This is a genomic window from Pectobacterium quasiaquaticum, from assembly GCF_014946775.2.
GTDB classification, from domain to species: Bacteria; Pseudomonadota; Gammaproteobacteria; order Enterobacterales; family Enterobacteriaceae; genus Pectobacterium; species Pectobacterium aquaticum.
On sequence record NZ_CP065177.1, the window covers coordinates 2,518,132 to 2,534,212 of the forward strand.

Here is a 16,081-nt window from a genome sequence, read left to right on the forward strand (position 1 = left end):
CACTCTCTTATTTCTATTGATTCAGCCCGGATTGGCTATTTTACGGCACAGAACCAAACCTAATCTGACAGGCCGCTCTGTGCTGTGAGTTCAACCGATGGATGCAACACACTCATTGAACTCACAGCTCAAAGCGGACCTTAACTGCTACTTAGCTTAATCCATTTGCCATCAGACCTCAGTCACAGGTTCAACGTAGTAAGTAATTATCAGTTGAAAACCGTGCCGCCTCTTTTCAGTAATCTCGCGGCCGGTGAAAGCATCCGAAATATAAACTGGCATATGCCGATTTTATAATAAATAAAATGTGTTTTTTAACTCACTATCAACCATAAACAATTGTAATAATTAAAAAAATGATATACCAATCATGGATTGGCGTGTGTAAATAAAGACTATTAGGAGGCTGCCGCAATGCAGTTTGTAACCAACGGACCGGATATTCCAGATTCATTGCTACAAGCACATGAAGAAGGACGTGTAGTTTTTTTCTGTGGTGCGGGCGTATCCGTCCCAGCTAAGTTGCCTGACTTCAGGCAACTGGTTGAGGACATTTTTAAGCAAACCGATCCGCGCAAGACTCCTCAGGAAGAGGCAACTTTTAATGATTGCAAGTATGACTCCACCCTGAACTTACTTGAGCATCGATTTCCGCTGGGAAGGATGGCGGTCAGGCGAGCATTGGTTTCTGCACTGACACGTCGGTCATTCCCTCAGTCAGCCACCGAAACCCATTCTGCCCTGCTTTGCCTATCCAGAACGCATGACGACAGAATGCGACTGGTCACAACAAATTTTGACTCTTTATTTGAATTGGCAGGCAAGCGGGATCGGTACAAATTTCCCGTTTTCTGTGCGCCCATGCTACCCGTCCCTAAAAACAGCCGCTGGAATGGACTTGTTTATTTGCACGGAGCCATTAGCCGAAAAATGGATGAAACGGCACTCAACCGGCTGGTTATAACAAGCGGTGATTTTGGTCAGGCATATCTGACGGAGCGATGGGCGGCGCGCTTCGTCAGCGAACTATTCAGAAATTACGTTGTTTGTTTTGTTGGATACGGTATTAATGACCCCGTTCTGCGTTATATGATGGATGCGCTGGCGGCCGATAAGCTCCAGGGTGAAACTACGCAGCCAGCCTGGGCATTCGCCAGCTTCGTAAGCGGCCAAATGGATGACAAGCGCACAGAATGGCTGGCTAAGGGCGTTACCCCTGTTCTCTACGAAGCGAAAGTATTAAAAAATAAAAAGCAGGATCACTCTCTCCTTCATAAGACGCTTATCGCGTGGGCGAATACATACCGGGATGGCGTAACCGGCAAAGAAAGCATTGTGCTCAAATACGCGTCTTCTTACCCCTCAAAGAGCACGGTTCAGGATGACTTTGTTGGACGAATGTTATGGGCGCTATCAGACAAGTCAGGCTTGCCTGCCCGCCGTTTGGCAGAACACAAACCAGCACCACCACTGGAGTGGTACTTCAAGGGACTCAATGAAAATCGCTTCAGCCAATCCGATCTCAAGCGATTTGGAGTAACACCGCGCGAAAACGGCGACGAAAAACTCGGTTTCAGCTTAATACGCCGCCCATCACCTTATCATTTATCACCGTTCATGATGCTTTTTGCCGGCGATCATCACTACACGCAATGGGATGAGATGATGATAAATCTGGCTATATGGCTCCTGAGATACCTCGACGATCCGAAACTCCTTATCAGTTTCGCAAAAGGAGGGACTCAATTACATCCTTACTTCAGAAACATGATTTCCGAAAAAATTGCTTCGTATGCAAAGCTGGAAAAGGAAGGTAAAACATCCGAACTCAATGAAATCCGCCAACATTCCCCTTCTGCCATTCCCGGCCCGCAAATGAAAAAGTTGTGGCAGCTTTTCCTGAGCCGCCGCGTAGAACTTTCATTTGCGAACGGGGAAATCGTCCCCTGGAAACGACAACTGGGAGCCGGACCACTCACTGCAACTTTGCGTTTTGAATTAAGGGAGCTGCTTGCACCTCGCATCCGTTTAAGCGAACCCTACGACCTGCCCTCACTTTCCGGGGAAGAAGCAGAAAATGGCCAGATTGGCATGAAGCAGCTTGCGCAATGGGATTTAGTGCTTTCGACGACCCACGCCCGCTCGATGTTGAATACTGGTAACGATGAGCGCTTACGTCGGGCTCTTCCCGCACTCTTTGATGACCTCCAGCTATTGCTGAGGGATGCGCTGGACCTGATGAAGATGATGTCTGATGGAGATGAGGTGCCTGACTACTCCCACTTGATCCAGCCATCAATTCAGGCTCATCCACAGAATCGCGGACACAGAGACTGGACGTTGCTTATAGAGCTTTTGCGCGACGCCTGGTTAGGGTTATTGGAAACTGAACCCCTTCATGCAACCCAGGCTGCAATTGCCTGGTTCCAGTTGCCTTATACGTTATTTAAAAGACTTGCGCTGTTCGCGGCAAGCCAGGATGAAAATATAACCGGAGAGCAATGGGTATCATGGTTAACAGACAATGAAGCACACTGGTTGTGGTCAGTTGAAACCGGTAGGGAGGTCTTCAGGCTGCTTGTATTGCGAGGAAAAGACCTCACCCCAGATGAGCAGCACCAACTAGAATCAGCGATCCTTGCCGGCCCTCCATTTACTGATAACGTGTATTACGAAACCGATGAACAAGCCCAATGGCATCAATGCAAGCGAATCTGGCTTGCACTGGCCAAACTTCAATCATCAGGGCTGGCGCTTGGCGAAGATGCCTCTGTACGCTTACATACGATTTCCTCGATGCTCCCAAAACTAAAGCTGTCGTCTAATCAACGCGACGAGTTCAGCTTTTGGATGGGCTCTTCGGGAGAAAGCGAACTAGAAGCGCGCTTTAACTCTAACCCTGCACCCGAAACCTGGCAGGCACTTATTGAGTGGCTCAGAGAAGATCCCGAGAAGCAATGGATGCTTGGAGATGATGGCTGGAGGGATGTCTGCACAGATTATTTTGACGAAAGCCTGAAAGCACTACTTTATCTTTCTGAAAGCAGCATCTGGCCTGAGCAGCGCTGGAAAGAAGCGCTACAAGCCTGGAGTCGGGATGAAATGCCCACGAAAACATGGGATGCCGTGGCACCACTGATTCATGCAATGCCCAATAATACATTACAGGCATTGGCTCATACACTTGGATGGTGGCTCGAAAGATGTTCGAAAATACTAGCATCGCATGATGATATTTTTAAATCATTATGCAAGCGACTGCTGGCAATCCCACTTAAAGCTGACTCTGACACGCTGGTAAATGGGGAGCCGATTGACAATCCCGTATCTGAAGCGATAAATCACCCAGTTGGGTATGTGACACAAGCATTATTCAATTACCTCTTTAGCAATGACATGCAGGATGATGATCTGCTTCCATCCTGGCTTGAGCCCTATTTCACAGCGTTGTGCGACGTCAAAATCCGTAGGTTCCGACACGGACGTGTAATTCTGGCGTCGAACCTGATACCCCTGTTACGCATTGACCCCGTGTGGACGAAAGCTCACCTTTTACCTTTCTTCAACTGGGATAACCCATCTGAAGCTAGAGTAGTTTGGTCTGGTTTCTTATGGTCCCCTCGGTTATACCAGCCCTTGTTTGATATTTTTAAACAGGATTTTCTGCGCACTGTTAACCACCTGGACCTGCTTGGAGAATATAACAATCAGTACATCAGCGTACTGACTTACACAGCGCTGGATATGGGTGAGAGTTTTACAGACGTTGAGTTCAGGGAGGCTTTTAATACCCTCACTAACGAGGGGCTTGAAACTGTATTGCAAGCGCTAACCCAGGCGCTGGAAGCTGCTGGTGACCAGCGTGAAGCCTACTGGGCTAATCGTATTACCCCCTTCTGGAACAGTTTATGGCCAAAATCCATAGAGAGAATAACGCCACGAATTTCAGAGTTGCTAGTTCAGCTGATTCTGTCTGCAGGTGATGCTTTCCCAGCCGGTTATAAACTCGTAAGTGCCTGGATAATACCTGTTGAGTTTTTACATTACTTGATTAATTTGTTTTTAAATTCCGGCATGTGTAACAAATACCCAAAAGAATCGCTCGATATACTCAGTGCACTGATTGTCGATCAACCCTTATTGCCGGATGAGCTCAGCATATGCCTTGAGCAGATTTTTATGGGTAATCCTACCCTTGAAAAAAGCCAGCATGCTGAACGTCTAAAAACCTATTTGAGGCGCAAAAAAGGCTGAAACAGTTTCATAACACAACCAAGTAATTGCACATCTGAAGATGCCATTTTAAAATCATCAGATCTTAGCCGAACCGAAAAACGTCATTTTTCGGTTCGGCTAAACTTCGAGGCTACGCAGGTTAGTTGAGTGGAACTTGAAACTGTGTATATACCGATAGTCTTTGCTTTCAAAACGAAAATGAGCTGGAGTCAATGATTCCGTCAGATCTGCTTTTCGCTTTCAGCGGACCTCATAGCCTTGCTTAAGGCTCGTTTCTCGCTCGTAGCTGCCAGTCAAATATCTCGCATTCGCATGAGTGGCGATAGTATCTGGCTGATGGACAGAATCACCGGGCTTCCCTGGTGGTATGGGAAATGACCTGAATGCGCGGTTCTGGCAGAAAGTGGAGCGGTATGGCCATCTCTGGTTTCGTATGCCTGAAAACTGATCAATGGCGCGAATTACAGGAGTGTCCAGACTGGCGCGGGAGTTACATAACAGTGGCAGTATGTATGCCAGCAACTTTGCAACTGGCCCCACAACCACAGTTGCGCCTGATGCCAGCAATTAACGAAGGACGAAAAAAAGGCCGCTCTCGTGACCTTTCGAAATTATTAGAATTAATTAAAGCGCTGTGCCACATCTTCTGGATATTGGGTGACATTTAATACGGTTGCACGATCACCCTTATCAGCAGCTGTCAATATTTCTAATAATTCACCGATTACTTCTTTCATGTCTACCCCTTGCTTACTATATAAGTCTAATAGAGCAGAATAGTATTTCTCAACCTGATTATAATCTTTATCAGTTAAAACACATGGCCTGTCATCGTCATCGACAAACTCGATGCTTTTTTTACCCATCAGTTGCTCTCCTTGAGATTAAAAAATTATTTCAATTTAAATTAAAAAATCCGCAGCGTCTATATTACATAGACAGAATTGGCGACCCGTCCAGATATCCAGGAGGTACTCCAGATATGCAGCCGCCGTTCTTTTTACAGGAAAAACCCGCCTGCTTTCTTAACCGATGTTGCAAGAGCCGCAATAGCCGGTTCATAAGCCATGCCGCTGCTGGGGTGCAGGATGCTGCACCATTCTACGGGATACTCAGGGGGCAGTTCCGGCATTATGTTCCAGAGCCGGCTGCCGAGCACCAGAATGACGTCCGGTTCCAGCTGTTTCACCACTTCAATGAATGGCAGTTGTGCCGAAGTCCACATATCCGGAGTTGGTGCAATTCGGGCCCCTTCACCAACAAACTCCTGGATGTAATTGTAAAAGCCAACGTGTCTCCAGGCCTCAATCCGCTCCTGTTCTAAAAGGTAATCAGTATTGCCTCTGAGCACATTTGTCAACTTACTGAAGAAGGGAAGACCGGCTTTCAGGGCATGCGTTTTCACAACATGCTGTGTAAAGTCCGATGCCAAATCCTGCTTGTCACCGTAGTGGGACTCTCCGAGCACCAGTACGCGAACGCCATAACGGCTGTCATAGTATTTATCTCCGATATACGGGTGAAAACTGACGTTCTTCACAGGCAGTCCTTATCATCTCTGACTGATGTACTTTTTCTATATTATACCCGTTTTACACCACTGCGATGCAGGCATTCATCACTCAATCGGCGAATCTGGTTAACGTGAGAATCGTCAGCAGATGCTGGACAGAATCACCAGTCTGTCCTAGTGGCAAGGGAAATGACCTGAATGGCTCGGTTCTGGCTGAGAGTGGAGCGGACTGGTTACGGTATCAGTCCTGAATAGTTTGCAAACCAGAACCTCGCTTAGAGCCGTGTTCACATTACGTGGGTAGGATCAGCGGACATCATTCATTCACCATTATGCTTTGACTGATGAAGGGAATGTCAGCGATGCAGCAATCTTACGTCATATAATTACCTTTACTTGGCTGCCAATAAATTGAGAAAATCATATAATTGCGTCCATGTCATTAGAACCTTTGCTTTAGGATTAAGAAACTGATGAACAATGATTTTACGATAGCAAGAATAGAAGATATCGATAGGCAAATGGCACTACTGTTGTATAAGCCATGTGAATGCGACTTACACCTTGAAATAAAAATTCGTGTATTTGGTGGTGGTGAGCACTATGTTCGCCAATGCAACAACTGCGGAAGACAGAAAGGTGGTGCGCTCAAAGCAATAGATGCTTTAGATGAACTTAAAGGTCTGCCCGCTCGCATATTTGATCCCGCCATTGAAGATGGATATGATATTGAATCACAAATACGCAGTAAAAAGTTATCGCTCCTCTCGCATGAAAAATTTCAGTTATTATATGGAGAAACCGAATCGATATATTCTGAACAAGATAAAAAATATCGTGAGGCCTATCAAATCTTATCCGAGCATATAGACACCTTCATTCAGACCTTCGATATGGACAAAGCGCTCTTTGCATTATACCAACAAGAGATCCGAATTAAAAAAGAAAAGAGAGAGAGCTCTGAAGAATATTTATCTCTATTCTCATCAGAAGCAGAACTTAAGGAATGGATGTTTAATTTATTAAAATATGACTTTCATATTTATCAAGAGGTAACAGGGACTCATATTACTGAAAACTTAAAAGTTAGAATTGATTATGTCCTATACCCTAAAGCTCATCTAGTTAAGCTGGGTTTTGAGCCAGCGCCATTTGGAATTGAGGTAAAATTTTTAAATCAAGAAAAGGATTTCGCTCATAAAGCCAGTCGAAGTATTTGGCAATCGATTTCATACAACGATTGTGAATTCTCAATAAACGATAAAAAATTCAGCTTGAAGTTTTGCTTATTATTTTCAAACCTTTCATTTAGTAATGAGATGGATATTTTAAAATTAAATAGTGACCATGTCGATGAGAAATATATGAAGTGGGTAGGGATACTTAATGTTGCCAATCATGCAAAGGTAGGAGTATTGAAAGTAATAGGAAAAAGAGAGAGAGTTAAAGGTTGGTCGATGAGTTTTGCTGGGGGGGTTTATTTTAATTGTCGTATTGATAGAAATGAAAGGATTTATAAACTATCAAATGCAAACACAATTAATAAAGTTAGGGTTGGTAATTTCTAGTTTGACTATATCGCTTTTACTTCAGTAACTATTTTTAAGACGGGAGTCGGGTGAGTTGCGCAATTAAGTGCTTGTATTCCGTTTTCACTTCGCTATGGTCATATCCAACGCACGAACCGCATGAATACCAGGAACGTTCGAACTCATATTCTTCTCCATTTTCAGCCGTTCTCAAATCGGTAAACGTAGCTTCCGATACAGAACCAGACAAATCCACCTCGTTTACGGCGCGAGCCACATTGTTCTCAGCTTGGTCAGCAAGCATTTTAATTATTGACACTGACAATTTAGCTTCCCAAAGATGGACAGAGAACGGGAAATTAAGTTTTACAATATTTATATCCTGAATAAATGATTTTCACACCTAATAATCAATCTCAACCAAGCGCAGTTACTATTAGCGCACTGAAATCGGCATTGCAGAACGATACATTAGTTTTGTGAATTCAATTTACATACCATTAATTTCCTCAACCATTCTATTTTCCATCTGCCCTTCCCCCCAACAACTCATTCAAAATAGTCGACACACACTAAATTGGCTTGTCAGCGCAGGCAATATTATGCTTTCTCCATCTCGCTCACAGCCACACATCCATGATTTTCCAAAAGTAATATTAAACATAAAGAACCTGAATTTTTTACTACATAGACCACAAAATTTAAAAACCGGTAACTGCACAGTTCCCATTGTTTGCAGCCTTGCTGCACGCATTCCACCAACATAACGCCATTACTCAATAAACAGAGGAATGGAGCTATGGTTCTCCCAACCCAGCTTCGCGCTGTACGCCGCAGCGCACCCATCGTTCTCTCCGCAGCCCTAATGCTCTGCAGTTCGTTCTCTGTCTATGCCGACACACCGGCGCAGAACCAGGATCTTGCTGCAGCACTAAGGCAACTCGACGCATTGGAACGCCTCGTCGTGCAGAGCGCATCCAGAACCCCCGCAGAGCCAGGCGAACGCTATTACTTCGACTACCCAAGGCTACGCGATGACATTGCTCGCATACGCATCGGTATCCAGGCTCATCTCACGCCGTCCCGCGCCCAGCCGCGGGACCTTGCCGAACTGAACGGTAACTACCGTCAGGAATCGACAGCAAAACACGGCGACACCTTTCTGAAGGACCAACCATGACTGCCGCACAAATCAACGCCTTCCAGGCCAGTAGCGGCATTACACCTGCAGCCATGTCCGCCGTTTTCATCGGCGTCGTATTCGCGGTGCTGTTGCTGTGGGGCGCATGGGCCATCCGCACCGCCTACGTCGGCTGGGTAGAAAATCAGCTCAATCAGCGTCAGTTCCTCGGTGTCATCGTGCGCTTTCTCGCGATGTACCTGGTGCTGACGTTTTTCCTGCTCTCGTAACCAGAAAGGGGCAACCCCATATGAAACACCACTTCTCTCCCGCTCGTCTCGCGCAACATGCAGCACTGGCCATGAGTCTTACCTTACCTGCCCTGTCGTTCTCCCAGGGATTGCCACAACTGGAAAACCCGTCTCGTGGCACCGGTGGCGGCATTATGGAAACCATCCGCAATTACGGCTATGACATCGTCCTGCTGGTAGCGCTACTGGTGGTCGCCAGCATGTTCATCGGCGTGTGCTATCACGCCTACGGCACCTACGCCGAAATCCACAACGGCAAGAAAACCTGGGGCCAATTCGGCCTGACAGTCGCCGTTGGGGCGGTGCTGCTGGTGATCGGCATCTGGCTGCTCACCGAAGCCACCGGCATTTTGTAAGAGGGACTGGGCATGTCAGAGCCTCCACATGTCCGTACGGACGGCACCATCACGTTCCTGCCACATCGGCTTAATCGACATCCGGTGGTGGTACGCGGCCTGACGGCTGATGAGTTGTGGATCTGCTGCGGCCTGTCCGGTTGCACCGGGCTGATTATCGGCGTGCCACTGTCCTGGTTGCTTTCAACCATCGCTCTGGCACCGACCTGCATTGTGCTGGGCATCGCCTGCGGCGTGTTCATCGGTGGCGGCTTCCTGCGACGACAGAAACGCGGCCGGCCTGATACCTGGCTGTACCGTCAGTTGCAATGGCACATCACGACCCGCTACCCGCTGCTCACAGGCTGGGTTGGCGGACACCTGCTGATCACGCGTTCAGGCTCCTGGTCGAATAGAAGGACAACGCGATGAGCCGATTCAAGAACGAAGTCACACATCTACAAGCGCACATCAAGACCCTTCGCATCGGTGCCAGCGCATTACTGCTGGTGGCGCTGGTCATGGGTGCCGGTTGGTGGAACGCCCCGCGTGATCTGACGATCCATGTCCCCCCTGATCTGCGTTCGGGGAGTTCCCGGGCCTGGTGGGAAGTGCCCCCCGAATCGGTCTACGCCTTCACCTTCTACGTGTTCCAGCAACTCAACCGCTGGCCGACTAACGGAGAAGAGGACTACACGCGCAACCTCCATGCGTTATCACCGTATTTCACCCCGGCATGCCGTGCCTTTCTGCAGGCAGATTACGACTATCGCCGCAGCACGGGCGAACTGCGGCAACGTGTACGCGGCGTCTACGAAATTCCCGGTCGCGGCTATGGCGATAACCCTACAGCACGGGTACGCGTGGTCTCTGACCGCGATTGGGTCGTCACACTCGACCTCAGCGCTGACGAGTATCACGGCCCGGAGCAGGTCAAACGCGCTCTGGTGAGCTATCCAGTGAAAGTCACGCGTGCAGATATCGATCCATCCCGTAACCCGTTCGGCCTCATGCTCGACTGCTATGACGGTACCCCGCAGCGCATCGCAGCCCCGGCACAGGAAGTCCCCAGTCGTGGCGGCCTGGGCACACAAGGAGAAACCCCATGAAACATCGTCGTCTCTGTCTCATCTGGCTGGGGCTGATAGCCTTGGTACAGGCTCCTGCGCTCCATGCCGTGGAAATCCTGCGCTGGGAGCGGCTGCCACTTGCCGTACCACTTTTTGTTGGGCAGGAACGCATTGTGTTCGTAGATCGCAATGTCCGTATCGGTGTCCCGGTCAGCATCGGCGACCGTCTCCGTGTACAGAGCGCAGGTGGAGCCATCTACCTGCGTGCCAGCGAGCCTATCGAACCCACTCGATTGCAGTTGCAGGACGCCGACAGCGGTGCGCTGATCCTGTTCGACATTGCGGCCACTCCTGCCAAAGACGGCGAGTCAGCACTTGAGCCGATACGCATCGTTGAGGGTAATGCCACCCCACCCCGCTATGGTCAGCCGCCAGACAACGCAACCCGCGCCCCCACGACAGACCATGCCAGGCCGGCGCAACGTGAAACACCTGTGGCCGTGGTACTCACACGTTACGCCGCACAAAGCCTGTACGCGCCATTACGCACCCTAGAGCCTGTGCCCGGCATAATGCGCATCAGCCTGCGCCACGACCTGCCACTGGATACGCTGCTGCCGACACTGCCTGTAGAGGCAAAAGCGCTGGCTTCATGGCGATTGGAAGATCAGTGGGTCACTGCCGTGCGACTGACACATACAGGCAATGGCTGGGTTGAACTCGATCCACGCGCACTGCAAGGTGATGTCCTCACCGCCACTTTCCAACATACGGCGCTCGGCCCACGCGGCTCCCCCGAAGACACCACGGTGCTGTATCTGGTTACCCGCAAGCACGGACTGCCGCAGTCGCTACTGCCCGCCATCCAGCGCTTTGATCCTGCCATGCACGTGCCTGCCAGCACTCCCCCGACAACGGAGGTACATCATGCGCAGTAACGGTCTGTTGAAATGGCTGATGATCCCCGTCGCACTGCTGGTCCTGTTCGTTGGCATCCGCCTGTTCTCTGGTGGCGGCACACAGTCCTCTGCCACGGCAGAGACGAGCAGCCAGCTCACCCCGGAGGAAATGAAGGCGTTGGGCATCGAAGGAGACACGCCACGCGATACTGTCGCGACGCTGGTGGCCCAGGTTCGGCAATTACGCACTGAGCTACAAACCGCCACCACCGACAACCGGGCACAACGAGAAGAAAACCAGCGTCTGCGTCAACGTGAAAGTGCCATTGACCAGCGTATCAGTACCACACTGGAATCCGAGCGGGCCAGCCTTCGCCGCGACCAGGAGCAACTCAACAACGAGCGCCAACAAACTGAGGGCCTGCTGGCAGATTTGCAACGGCGGCTGGACAGTATCGGTAACGCCGGTCACGGCGACCTGCCAGTCGGCCTTGGCCTGCGAGACGGGGATGTTGAAGGATTCAGCGACGAGACCACGATCCGCTGGGTAGAGCCTGACGATGCCAGACAAACTGATGGCCGTCATGGCAACACTGCGCTGAACTTTCCGACACGTTTCGGGCCCGCCCAGAAGACGCTGGACACCACGGTCGAAAGCGTCACCAGTACCCGTACAAACGCGACCGGAGCCAACCCCGCCAGGGCCGTCTACACCGTCCCCACCAATTCAACACTGATGGGTTCAGTCGCGATGACAGCCTTGATTGGCCGCGTACCGATCGATGGCACCGTCAATGACCCCTATCCCTTCAAAGTCTTGGTCGGCCCCGACAATCTGACGGCCAACGGCATCGATATCCCCGATGTGGCTGGCGCTGTGTTCAGTGGCACCGCGTCCGGCGACTGGACGCTCTCATGCGTCAGGGGACAGGTACGCTCAATCACCTTCGTTTTCCACGACGGCACCATCCGCACAATTCCGGAAGACAGCGAACGCAGTAATCAGCAAAGCAATGACCAGAACGGTCTCGGGTGGATCAGTGACCCCTACGGTATCCCGTGCGTGTCCGGCGAGCGCCGCAGCAATGCCCAGCAGTATCTCGGTACACAGGCTTTGATCACCGCAGCAGGCGCAGGCGCGGCATCCCTCATCGATTCGGACAGCGGTCAGATGTCCTACGCCGGTGCCGACGGCTCCATCGGCACCGTGGGCATCAGCAGCAACGAGGCTGTGGGCCGCATTCTCGCCGGCGGCGTACGCGACATGTCGGACTGGGTCAACAAGCTCTATGGACAGGCCTTCGCAGCAGTCTATGTGAAGCCAGGCGCACACGTCGCCGTTCACCTCGAAAAACCGCTCGCCATTGACTACGACACCGAAGGCCGCAAGGTCGACCATCGTACAGGAGAAAGCCATGCGCTCGAACTGGACTAAACCGCTGACAATCATGCTATCCGTGACCGTATTGACCGGCTGCGCCACGAGCAAGGAAGACTTGTTACCCCATGGGGGTCGAACCATGCAGGACATCTGGCAGCAAGAGAGCGGCAATGGGGGGCGAGTGGGACAGATGGCCTATCGCCAACTGCTCGATGCCCGTCAGAGCTTGCGCCGTCCACTCAGCCATGCGGATGGGCAAGCTGCTCCTGCAGAACAGGCACACTACACGCGTACCGCCGCCAATGAAGTACGCAGCCAGTTTCAGCGACTGCCCAACCCCGACCTGCTGATGTATGTGTTCCCGCATCTGGCGGGGACGGACCCGGTTCCTGTACCGGGTTACACCACCATCTTCCCCCTCTACCAGCGCGTGCAATACGCGATGCCGGGCGAACGTACGGAGGATTACTGATGGTCTGGTCGCTTCCCTGGCGCAAACCCACCGTGCCGACCAAAGGCGAACAGCCGGACGGCTGGCAGCTCCACATCGATACACTACAGCAGGCAGGCATTCCCGAACCCGGTACCAGCGTAAGGGGGAGCCGCCCCGCCACCCAGGCCGATGAGCAGGCCTTGTACGAGGTTGCCCCGTCGTTTGTCGCGTTGCTGCCCTGGGTCGAATATTTGCCCGAATCACAAAGTATGCTGCTGGAGGATGGTGTCTCAGTCGCCGCCTTCTTTGAACTGACTCCACTGGGTACAGAAGGCCGTGAGCCGGTCTGGCTGGCTCAGGCACGGGATGCGCTGGAAAATGCGCTGCAGGACAGCTTCGACGAGCTCGACGACAATCCCTGGGTACTGCAACTCTACGCTCAGGACGAGACCAACTTTGATCAGTACCTGCAGACCCTCAAGGGCTACATCCAGCCACGTGCACAGAGTTCACGCTTTACCGAATTCTATCTGCATTCGATGGCCCATCACCTGCGCGCAGTAGCAAAGCCGGGAGGCCTGTTCGAGGATACGACGGTCACGCGTCTGCCCTGGCGAGGGCAAACTCGACGGGTACGCATGGTCGTCTATCGCCGCACCGCAGGCAGCACGACGCGACGTGGTCTGATGCCCGAACAGGCTTTGAACGTGGTTTGTGATCGCCTGAGCGGTGGTCTGGCCAACTCAGGTATCCGCGCACAGCGTCTGGACGCATCGCAAATCCACAACTGGCTGCTGCGCTGGTTCAACCCACATCCCACGCTGCTGGGCCCCCGCGCCGAAGACCGCGAACGCTTCTACCAGTTGACCGCCTACCCGGACACCCACGACGTCAACGAAATCGAGCTGGCCTCCGGATGCGATTTCAGCCAGAGACTGTTCTTCGGCCAGCCACGTTCAGATACGGCCCGGGGCGAGTGGTACTTTGACGGCATGCCGCATCGGGTGATGACGACCGACCGCCTGCGCACACCGCCCAGTGTGGGTCATATGACAGGCGAGAATCGCAAAGGCGACGCCATCAATACCTTGTTCGACCAGATGCCGGAAGACACGATGATGTGCCTGACACTGGTTGCCACGCCACAGGACGTACTCGAAACACACCTGAATCATCTGGCAAAGAAAGCCGTTGGCGAAACGCTGGCCTCCGAACAAACCCTGGCGGATGTGCAAGAGGCGCGCTCACTGATCGGCAGTTCCCACAAACTATACCGTGCCAGCCTGGCCTTTTACCTGCGTGGCCGGGATGAAGAAGAACTCGACAGCCGGGGGCTGCAACTGGCCAACGTGATGCTGGGCGCAGGCCTGCAGCCGGTACGCGAAGAGGACGAAGTCGCACCGCTCAACACCTATCTGCGCTGGCTACCGTGTATGTACAACCCGGCACAGGACCGCAAACAGTGGTACACACAACTGATGTTCGCCCAGCATGTGGCCAACCTCTCACCGACCTGGGGACGTAGCCAGGGTACAGGTCACCCGGGGATTACTGTCTTCAATCGCGGTGGAGGCCTGATCACGTTCGACCCCTTCAACCGCCTGGATCGGCAGATGAACGCGCACCTTTTCCTGTTCGGCCCTACGGGGTCGGGCAAGAGCGCCACCCTCAACAACCTGCTCAATCAGGTCACAGCTATCTATCGTCCACGGATCTTCATTGTGGAGGCTGGCAATTCCTTCGGGCTGTTCTGCGAGTTCGCCCGACGTTTAGGGCTGACTGTCAACCGTGTCAAGCTCGCTCCAGGAGCTGGCGTCAGTCTCGCACCGTTCGCCGACGCCCGTCGACTCATTGAGACCCCCAGTGATGTACAAACACTCGATGCCGATGAACTGGATGATGAGCCACAGAGCAAGGAAACCGAAGCCGACGAACAACGCGATGTACTGGGCGAACTGGAGATCACCGCACGTTTAATGATCACGGGGGGTGAAGACAAGGAAGAAGCCCGCATGACACGGGCTGACCGCTCTCTGATCCGCCAATGCATTCTGGACGCCGCTCAGCGCTGCGTCGCTGCCAACCGTACCGTGCTGACCCGCGATGTGCGCGATGCGCTGCGTGAGCGTGGTCATGACACGACGCTGCCAGAAATCCGGCGTGCCCGTTTGCTGGAGATGGCCGATGCGATGGATATGTTCTGCCAGGGTAGCGACGGAGAAATGTTCGACCGCGACGGTACCCCCTGGCCCGAGGCCGATATCACCCTGGTCGACCTGGCGACCTATGCACGCGAAGGCTACAACGCACAACTGTCGATCGCCTACATCTCGCTGATCAATACCGTCAACAACATCGCCGAGCGCGACCAGTTCCTGGGCCGCCCTATCCTCAACGTGACGGACGAAGGCCATATCATCACCAAAAACCCCTTGCTCTCGCCCTACGTCGTGAAGGTCACGAAAATGTGGCGCAAACTTGGGGCATGGTTCTGGCTCGCAACGCAGAACATCGACGATCTGCCAAAGGCCGCAGAACCGATGCTCAACATGATCGAGTGGTGGATTTGCCTGTCGATGCCGCCCGACGAAGTCGAGAAAATCGCACGATTCAGGGAGCTGACACCCGCGCAGAAAGCGTTGATGCTGTCCGCACGCAAAGAATCCGGAAAATTCACCGAAGGCGTCATCCTCTCCAAGAGCCTAGAAGTGCTCTTCCGTGCCGTACCGCCCAGCCTCTATCTCGCCCTGGCGCAGACCGAGCCCGAGGAAAAAGCCGAACGCTACCAACTGATGCAGCAGTTCGGCATTGGCGAGTTGGATGCCGCGTTCAAAGTGGCCGAAATGATTGATCATGCGCGTGGTATCACGCCCGTGGTACCTGTGGTGCACTTCAACTCTTACAATACAAACACTTAAGCATCCACTTACCAGCACTTGCAAAAACTTATCAACAGAAGCACAATAAAATTGTATCAAAACATAAATTCCTGCATCCTCTTAAAAACATGTTGCATAACACCTTGAGCCGCCTTAAAAATACGTAATCTGAAGGCAATCGATAAAATCAACTCACGGTACTTGAAATTATGGAAAATAGTTGCCTTCTAAACTTTCATTACAAACCAGATAACGGGCTCTTGCCACAAATAAAGCAAGACGTAGGTGTCGGGGAAAAGGAAGACAGATGAATGACCGTTTCGTTAGAAATGCACAAATAGCGAACTAGGTGCAACTTAGCTCACGCAGCGGAGA

General features: G+C 51.8%; 13 protein-coding genes. 11 read left to right on the forward strand and 2 right to left on the reverse strand.

From position 1 onward, the window contains the following. The first annotated feature begins 414 nt into the window (after window positions 1-414). A complete protein-coding gene (dsr1, locus tag IG609_RS11555; protein ID WP_039551855.1) occupies window positions 415-4,254 on the forward strand; it encodes an anti-phage defense-associated sirtuin Dsr1 in 3,840 nt (1,279 codons plus the stop codon). A gap of 602 nt (window positions 4,255-4,856) precedes the next feature. On the opposite strand, the gene IG609_RS11560 is transcribed toward dsr1, so the two are convergent. Continuing rightward, window positions 4,857-5,102, reverse strand: a complete 246-nt coding sequence (locus tag IG609_RS11560; protein WP_039551857.1) for a hypothetical protein — start codon at window positions 5,100-5,102, stop codon at window positions 4,857-4,859. Window positions 5,103-5,236: 134 nt separating this feature from the next. Further along, window positions 5,237-5,776: a hypothetical protein gene (locus IG609_RS11565; protein WP_039551859.1), complete on the reverse strand. Its 540-nt coding sequence runs from the start codon at window positions 5,774-5,776 to the stop codon at window positions 5,237-5,239. A gap of 446 nt (window positions 5,777-6,222) precedes the next feature. Between IG609_RS11565 and IG609_RS11570 the strand changes: the two genes are divergently transcribed. From IG609_RS11570 to IG609_RS11615, 10 genes are all read left to right on the forward strand, one after another. Beyond that, window positions 6,223-7,317, forward strand: a complete 1,095-nt coding sequence (locus IG609_RS11570; RefSeq protein WP_039551861.1) for a hypothetical protein — start codon at window positions 6,223-6,225, stop codon at window positions 7,315-7,317. 760 nt (window positions 7,318-8,077) lie between these two features. Beyond that, window positions 8,078-8,458 carry an integrative conjugative element protein, RAQPRD family gene (locus tag IG609_RS11575; RefSeq protein ID WP_039551863.1) on the forward strand — a complete coding sequence of 127 codons (381 nt, stop codon included), beginning with the start codon at window positions 8,078-8,080 and terminating at the stop codon, window positions 8,456-8,458. Next, window positions 8,455-8,688 carry a TIGR03758 family integrating conjugative element protein gene (locus IG609_RS11580; protein ID WP_039551865.1) on the forward strand — a complete coding sequence of 78 codons (234 nt, stop codon included), beginning with the start codon at window positions 8,455-8,457 and terminating at the stop codon, window positions 8,686-8,688. The genes IG609_RS11575 and IG609_RS11580 overlap by 4 nt, the downstream gene beginning before the upstream one ends. A 20-nt stretch (window positions 8,689-8,708) precedes the next feature. Beyond that, a complete protein-coding gene (locus tag IG609_RS11585) occupies window positions 8,709-9,065 on the forward strand; it encodes a TIGR03745 family integrating conjugative element membrane protein (protein ID WP_039551866.1) in 357 nt (118 codons plus the stop codon). 12 nt (window positions 9,066-9,077) lie between these two features. Then, window positions 9,078-9,476, forward strand: coding sequence for a TIGR03750 family conjugal transfer protein (locus IG609_RS11590; RefSeq protein WP_039551868.1), 399 nt, complete (start codon window positions 9,078-9,080; stop codon window positions 9,474-9,476). Then, window positions 9,473-10,153: a PFL_4703 family integrating conjugative element protein gene (locus tag IG609_RS11595; protein ID WP_193400769.1), complete on the forward strand. Its 681-nt coding sequence runs from the start codon at window positions 9,473-9,475 to the stop codon at window positions 10,151-10,153. The genes IG609_RS11590 and IG609_RS11595 overlap by 4 nt, the downstream gene beginning before the upstream one ends. Beyond that, a complete protein-coding gene (locus tag IG609_RS11600) occupies window positions 10,150-11,052 on the forward strand; it encodes a TIGR03749 family integrating conjugative element protein (protein WP_039551872.1) in 903 nt (300 codons plus the stop codon). Before IG609_RS11595 ends, IG609_RS11600 begins: the two co-directional genes overlap by 4 nt. Then, window positions 11,042-12,448, forward strand: coding sequence for a TIGR03752 family integrating conjugative element protein (locus tag IG609_RS11605; protein ID WP_039551874.1), 1,407 nt, complete (start codon window positions 11,042-11,044; stop codon window positions 12,446-12,448). The genes IG609_RS11600 and IG609_RS11605 overlap by 11 nt, the downstream gene beginning before the upstream one ends. Then, on the forward strand, window positions 12,429-12,866 hold the full coding sequence (locus tag IG609_RS11610; RefSeq protein ID WP_039525820.1) for a TIGR03751 family conjugal transfer lipoprotein: 438 nt from the start codon (window positions 12,429-12,431) through the stop codon (window positions 12,864-12,866). The genes IG609_RS11605 and IG609_RS11610 overlap by 20 nt, the downstream gene beginning before the upstream one ends. After that, on the forward strand, window positions 12,866-15,745 hold the full coding sequence (locus IG609_RS11615) for a conjugative transfer ATPase (RefSeq protein WP_039551876.1): 2,880 nt from the start codon (window positions 12,866-12,868) through the stop codon (window positions 15,743-15,745). The genes IG609_RS11610 and IG609_RS11615 overlap by 1 nt, the downstream gene beginning before the upstream one ends. The last annotated feature ends 336 nt before the right edge of the window (window positions 15,746-16,081 follow it).

Bases quoted from the DNA above. Each gene is read 5' to 3' on its own strand.
- dsr1 (WP_039551855.1), top strand. From the start codon at position 415: ATGCAGTTTGTAACCAACGGACCGGATATTCCAGATTCATTGCTACAA.
- IG609_RS11560 (WP_039551857.1), bottom strand. From the start codon at position 5,102: ATGGGTAAAAAAAGCATCGAGTTTGTCGATGACGATGACAGGCCATGT.
- IG609_RS11570 (WP_039551861.1), top strand. From the start codon at position 6,223: ATGAACAATGATTTTACGATAGCAAGAATAGAAGATATCGATAGGCAA.
- IG609_RS11575 (WP_039551863.1), top strand. From the start codon at position 8,078: ATGGTTCTCCCAACCCAGCTTCGCGCTGTACGCCGCAGCGCACCCATC.
- IG609_RS11580 (WP_039551865.1), top strand. From the start codon at position 8,455: ATGACTGCCGCACAAATCAACGCCTTCCAGGCCAGTAGCGGCATTACA.
- IG609_RS11585 (WP_039551866.1), top strand. From the start codon at position 8,709: ATGAAACACCACTTCTCTCCCGCTCGTCTCGCGCAACATGCAGCACTG.
- IG609_RS11590 (WP_039551868.1), top strand. From the start codon at position 9,078: ATGTCAGAGCCTCCACATGTCCGTACGGACGGCACCATCACGTTCCTG.
- IG609_RS11595 (WP_193400769.1), top strand. From the start codon at position 9,473: ATGAGCCGATTCAAGAACGAAGTCACACATCTACAAGCGCACATCAAG.
- IG609_RS11600 (WP_039551872.1), top strand. From the start codon at position 10,150: ATGAAACATCGTCGTCTCTGTCTCATCTGGCTGGGGCTGATAGCCTTG.
- IG609_RS11605 (WP_039551874.1), top strand. From the start codon at position 11,042: ATGCGCAGTAACGGTCTGTTGAAATGGCTGATGATCCCCGTCGCACTG.
- IG609_RS11610 (WP_039525820.1), top strand. From the start codon at position 12,429: ATGCGCTCGAACTGGACTAAACCGCTGACAATCATGCTATCCGTGACC.
- IG609_RS11615 (WP_039551876.1), top strand. From the start codon at position 12,866: ATGGTCTGGTCGCTTCCCTGGCGCAAACCCACCGTGCCGACCAAAGGC.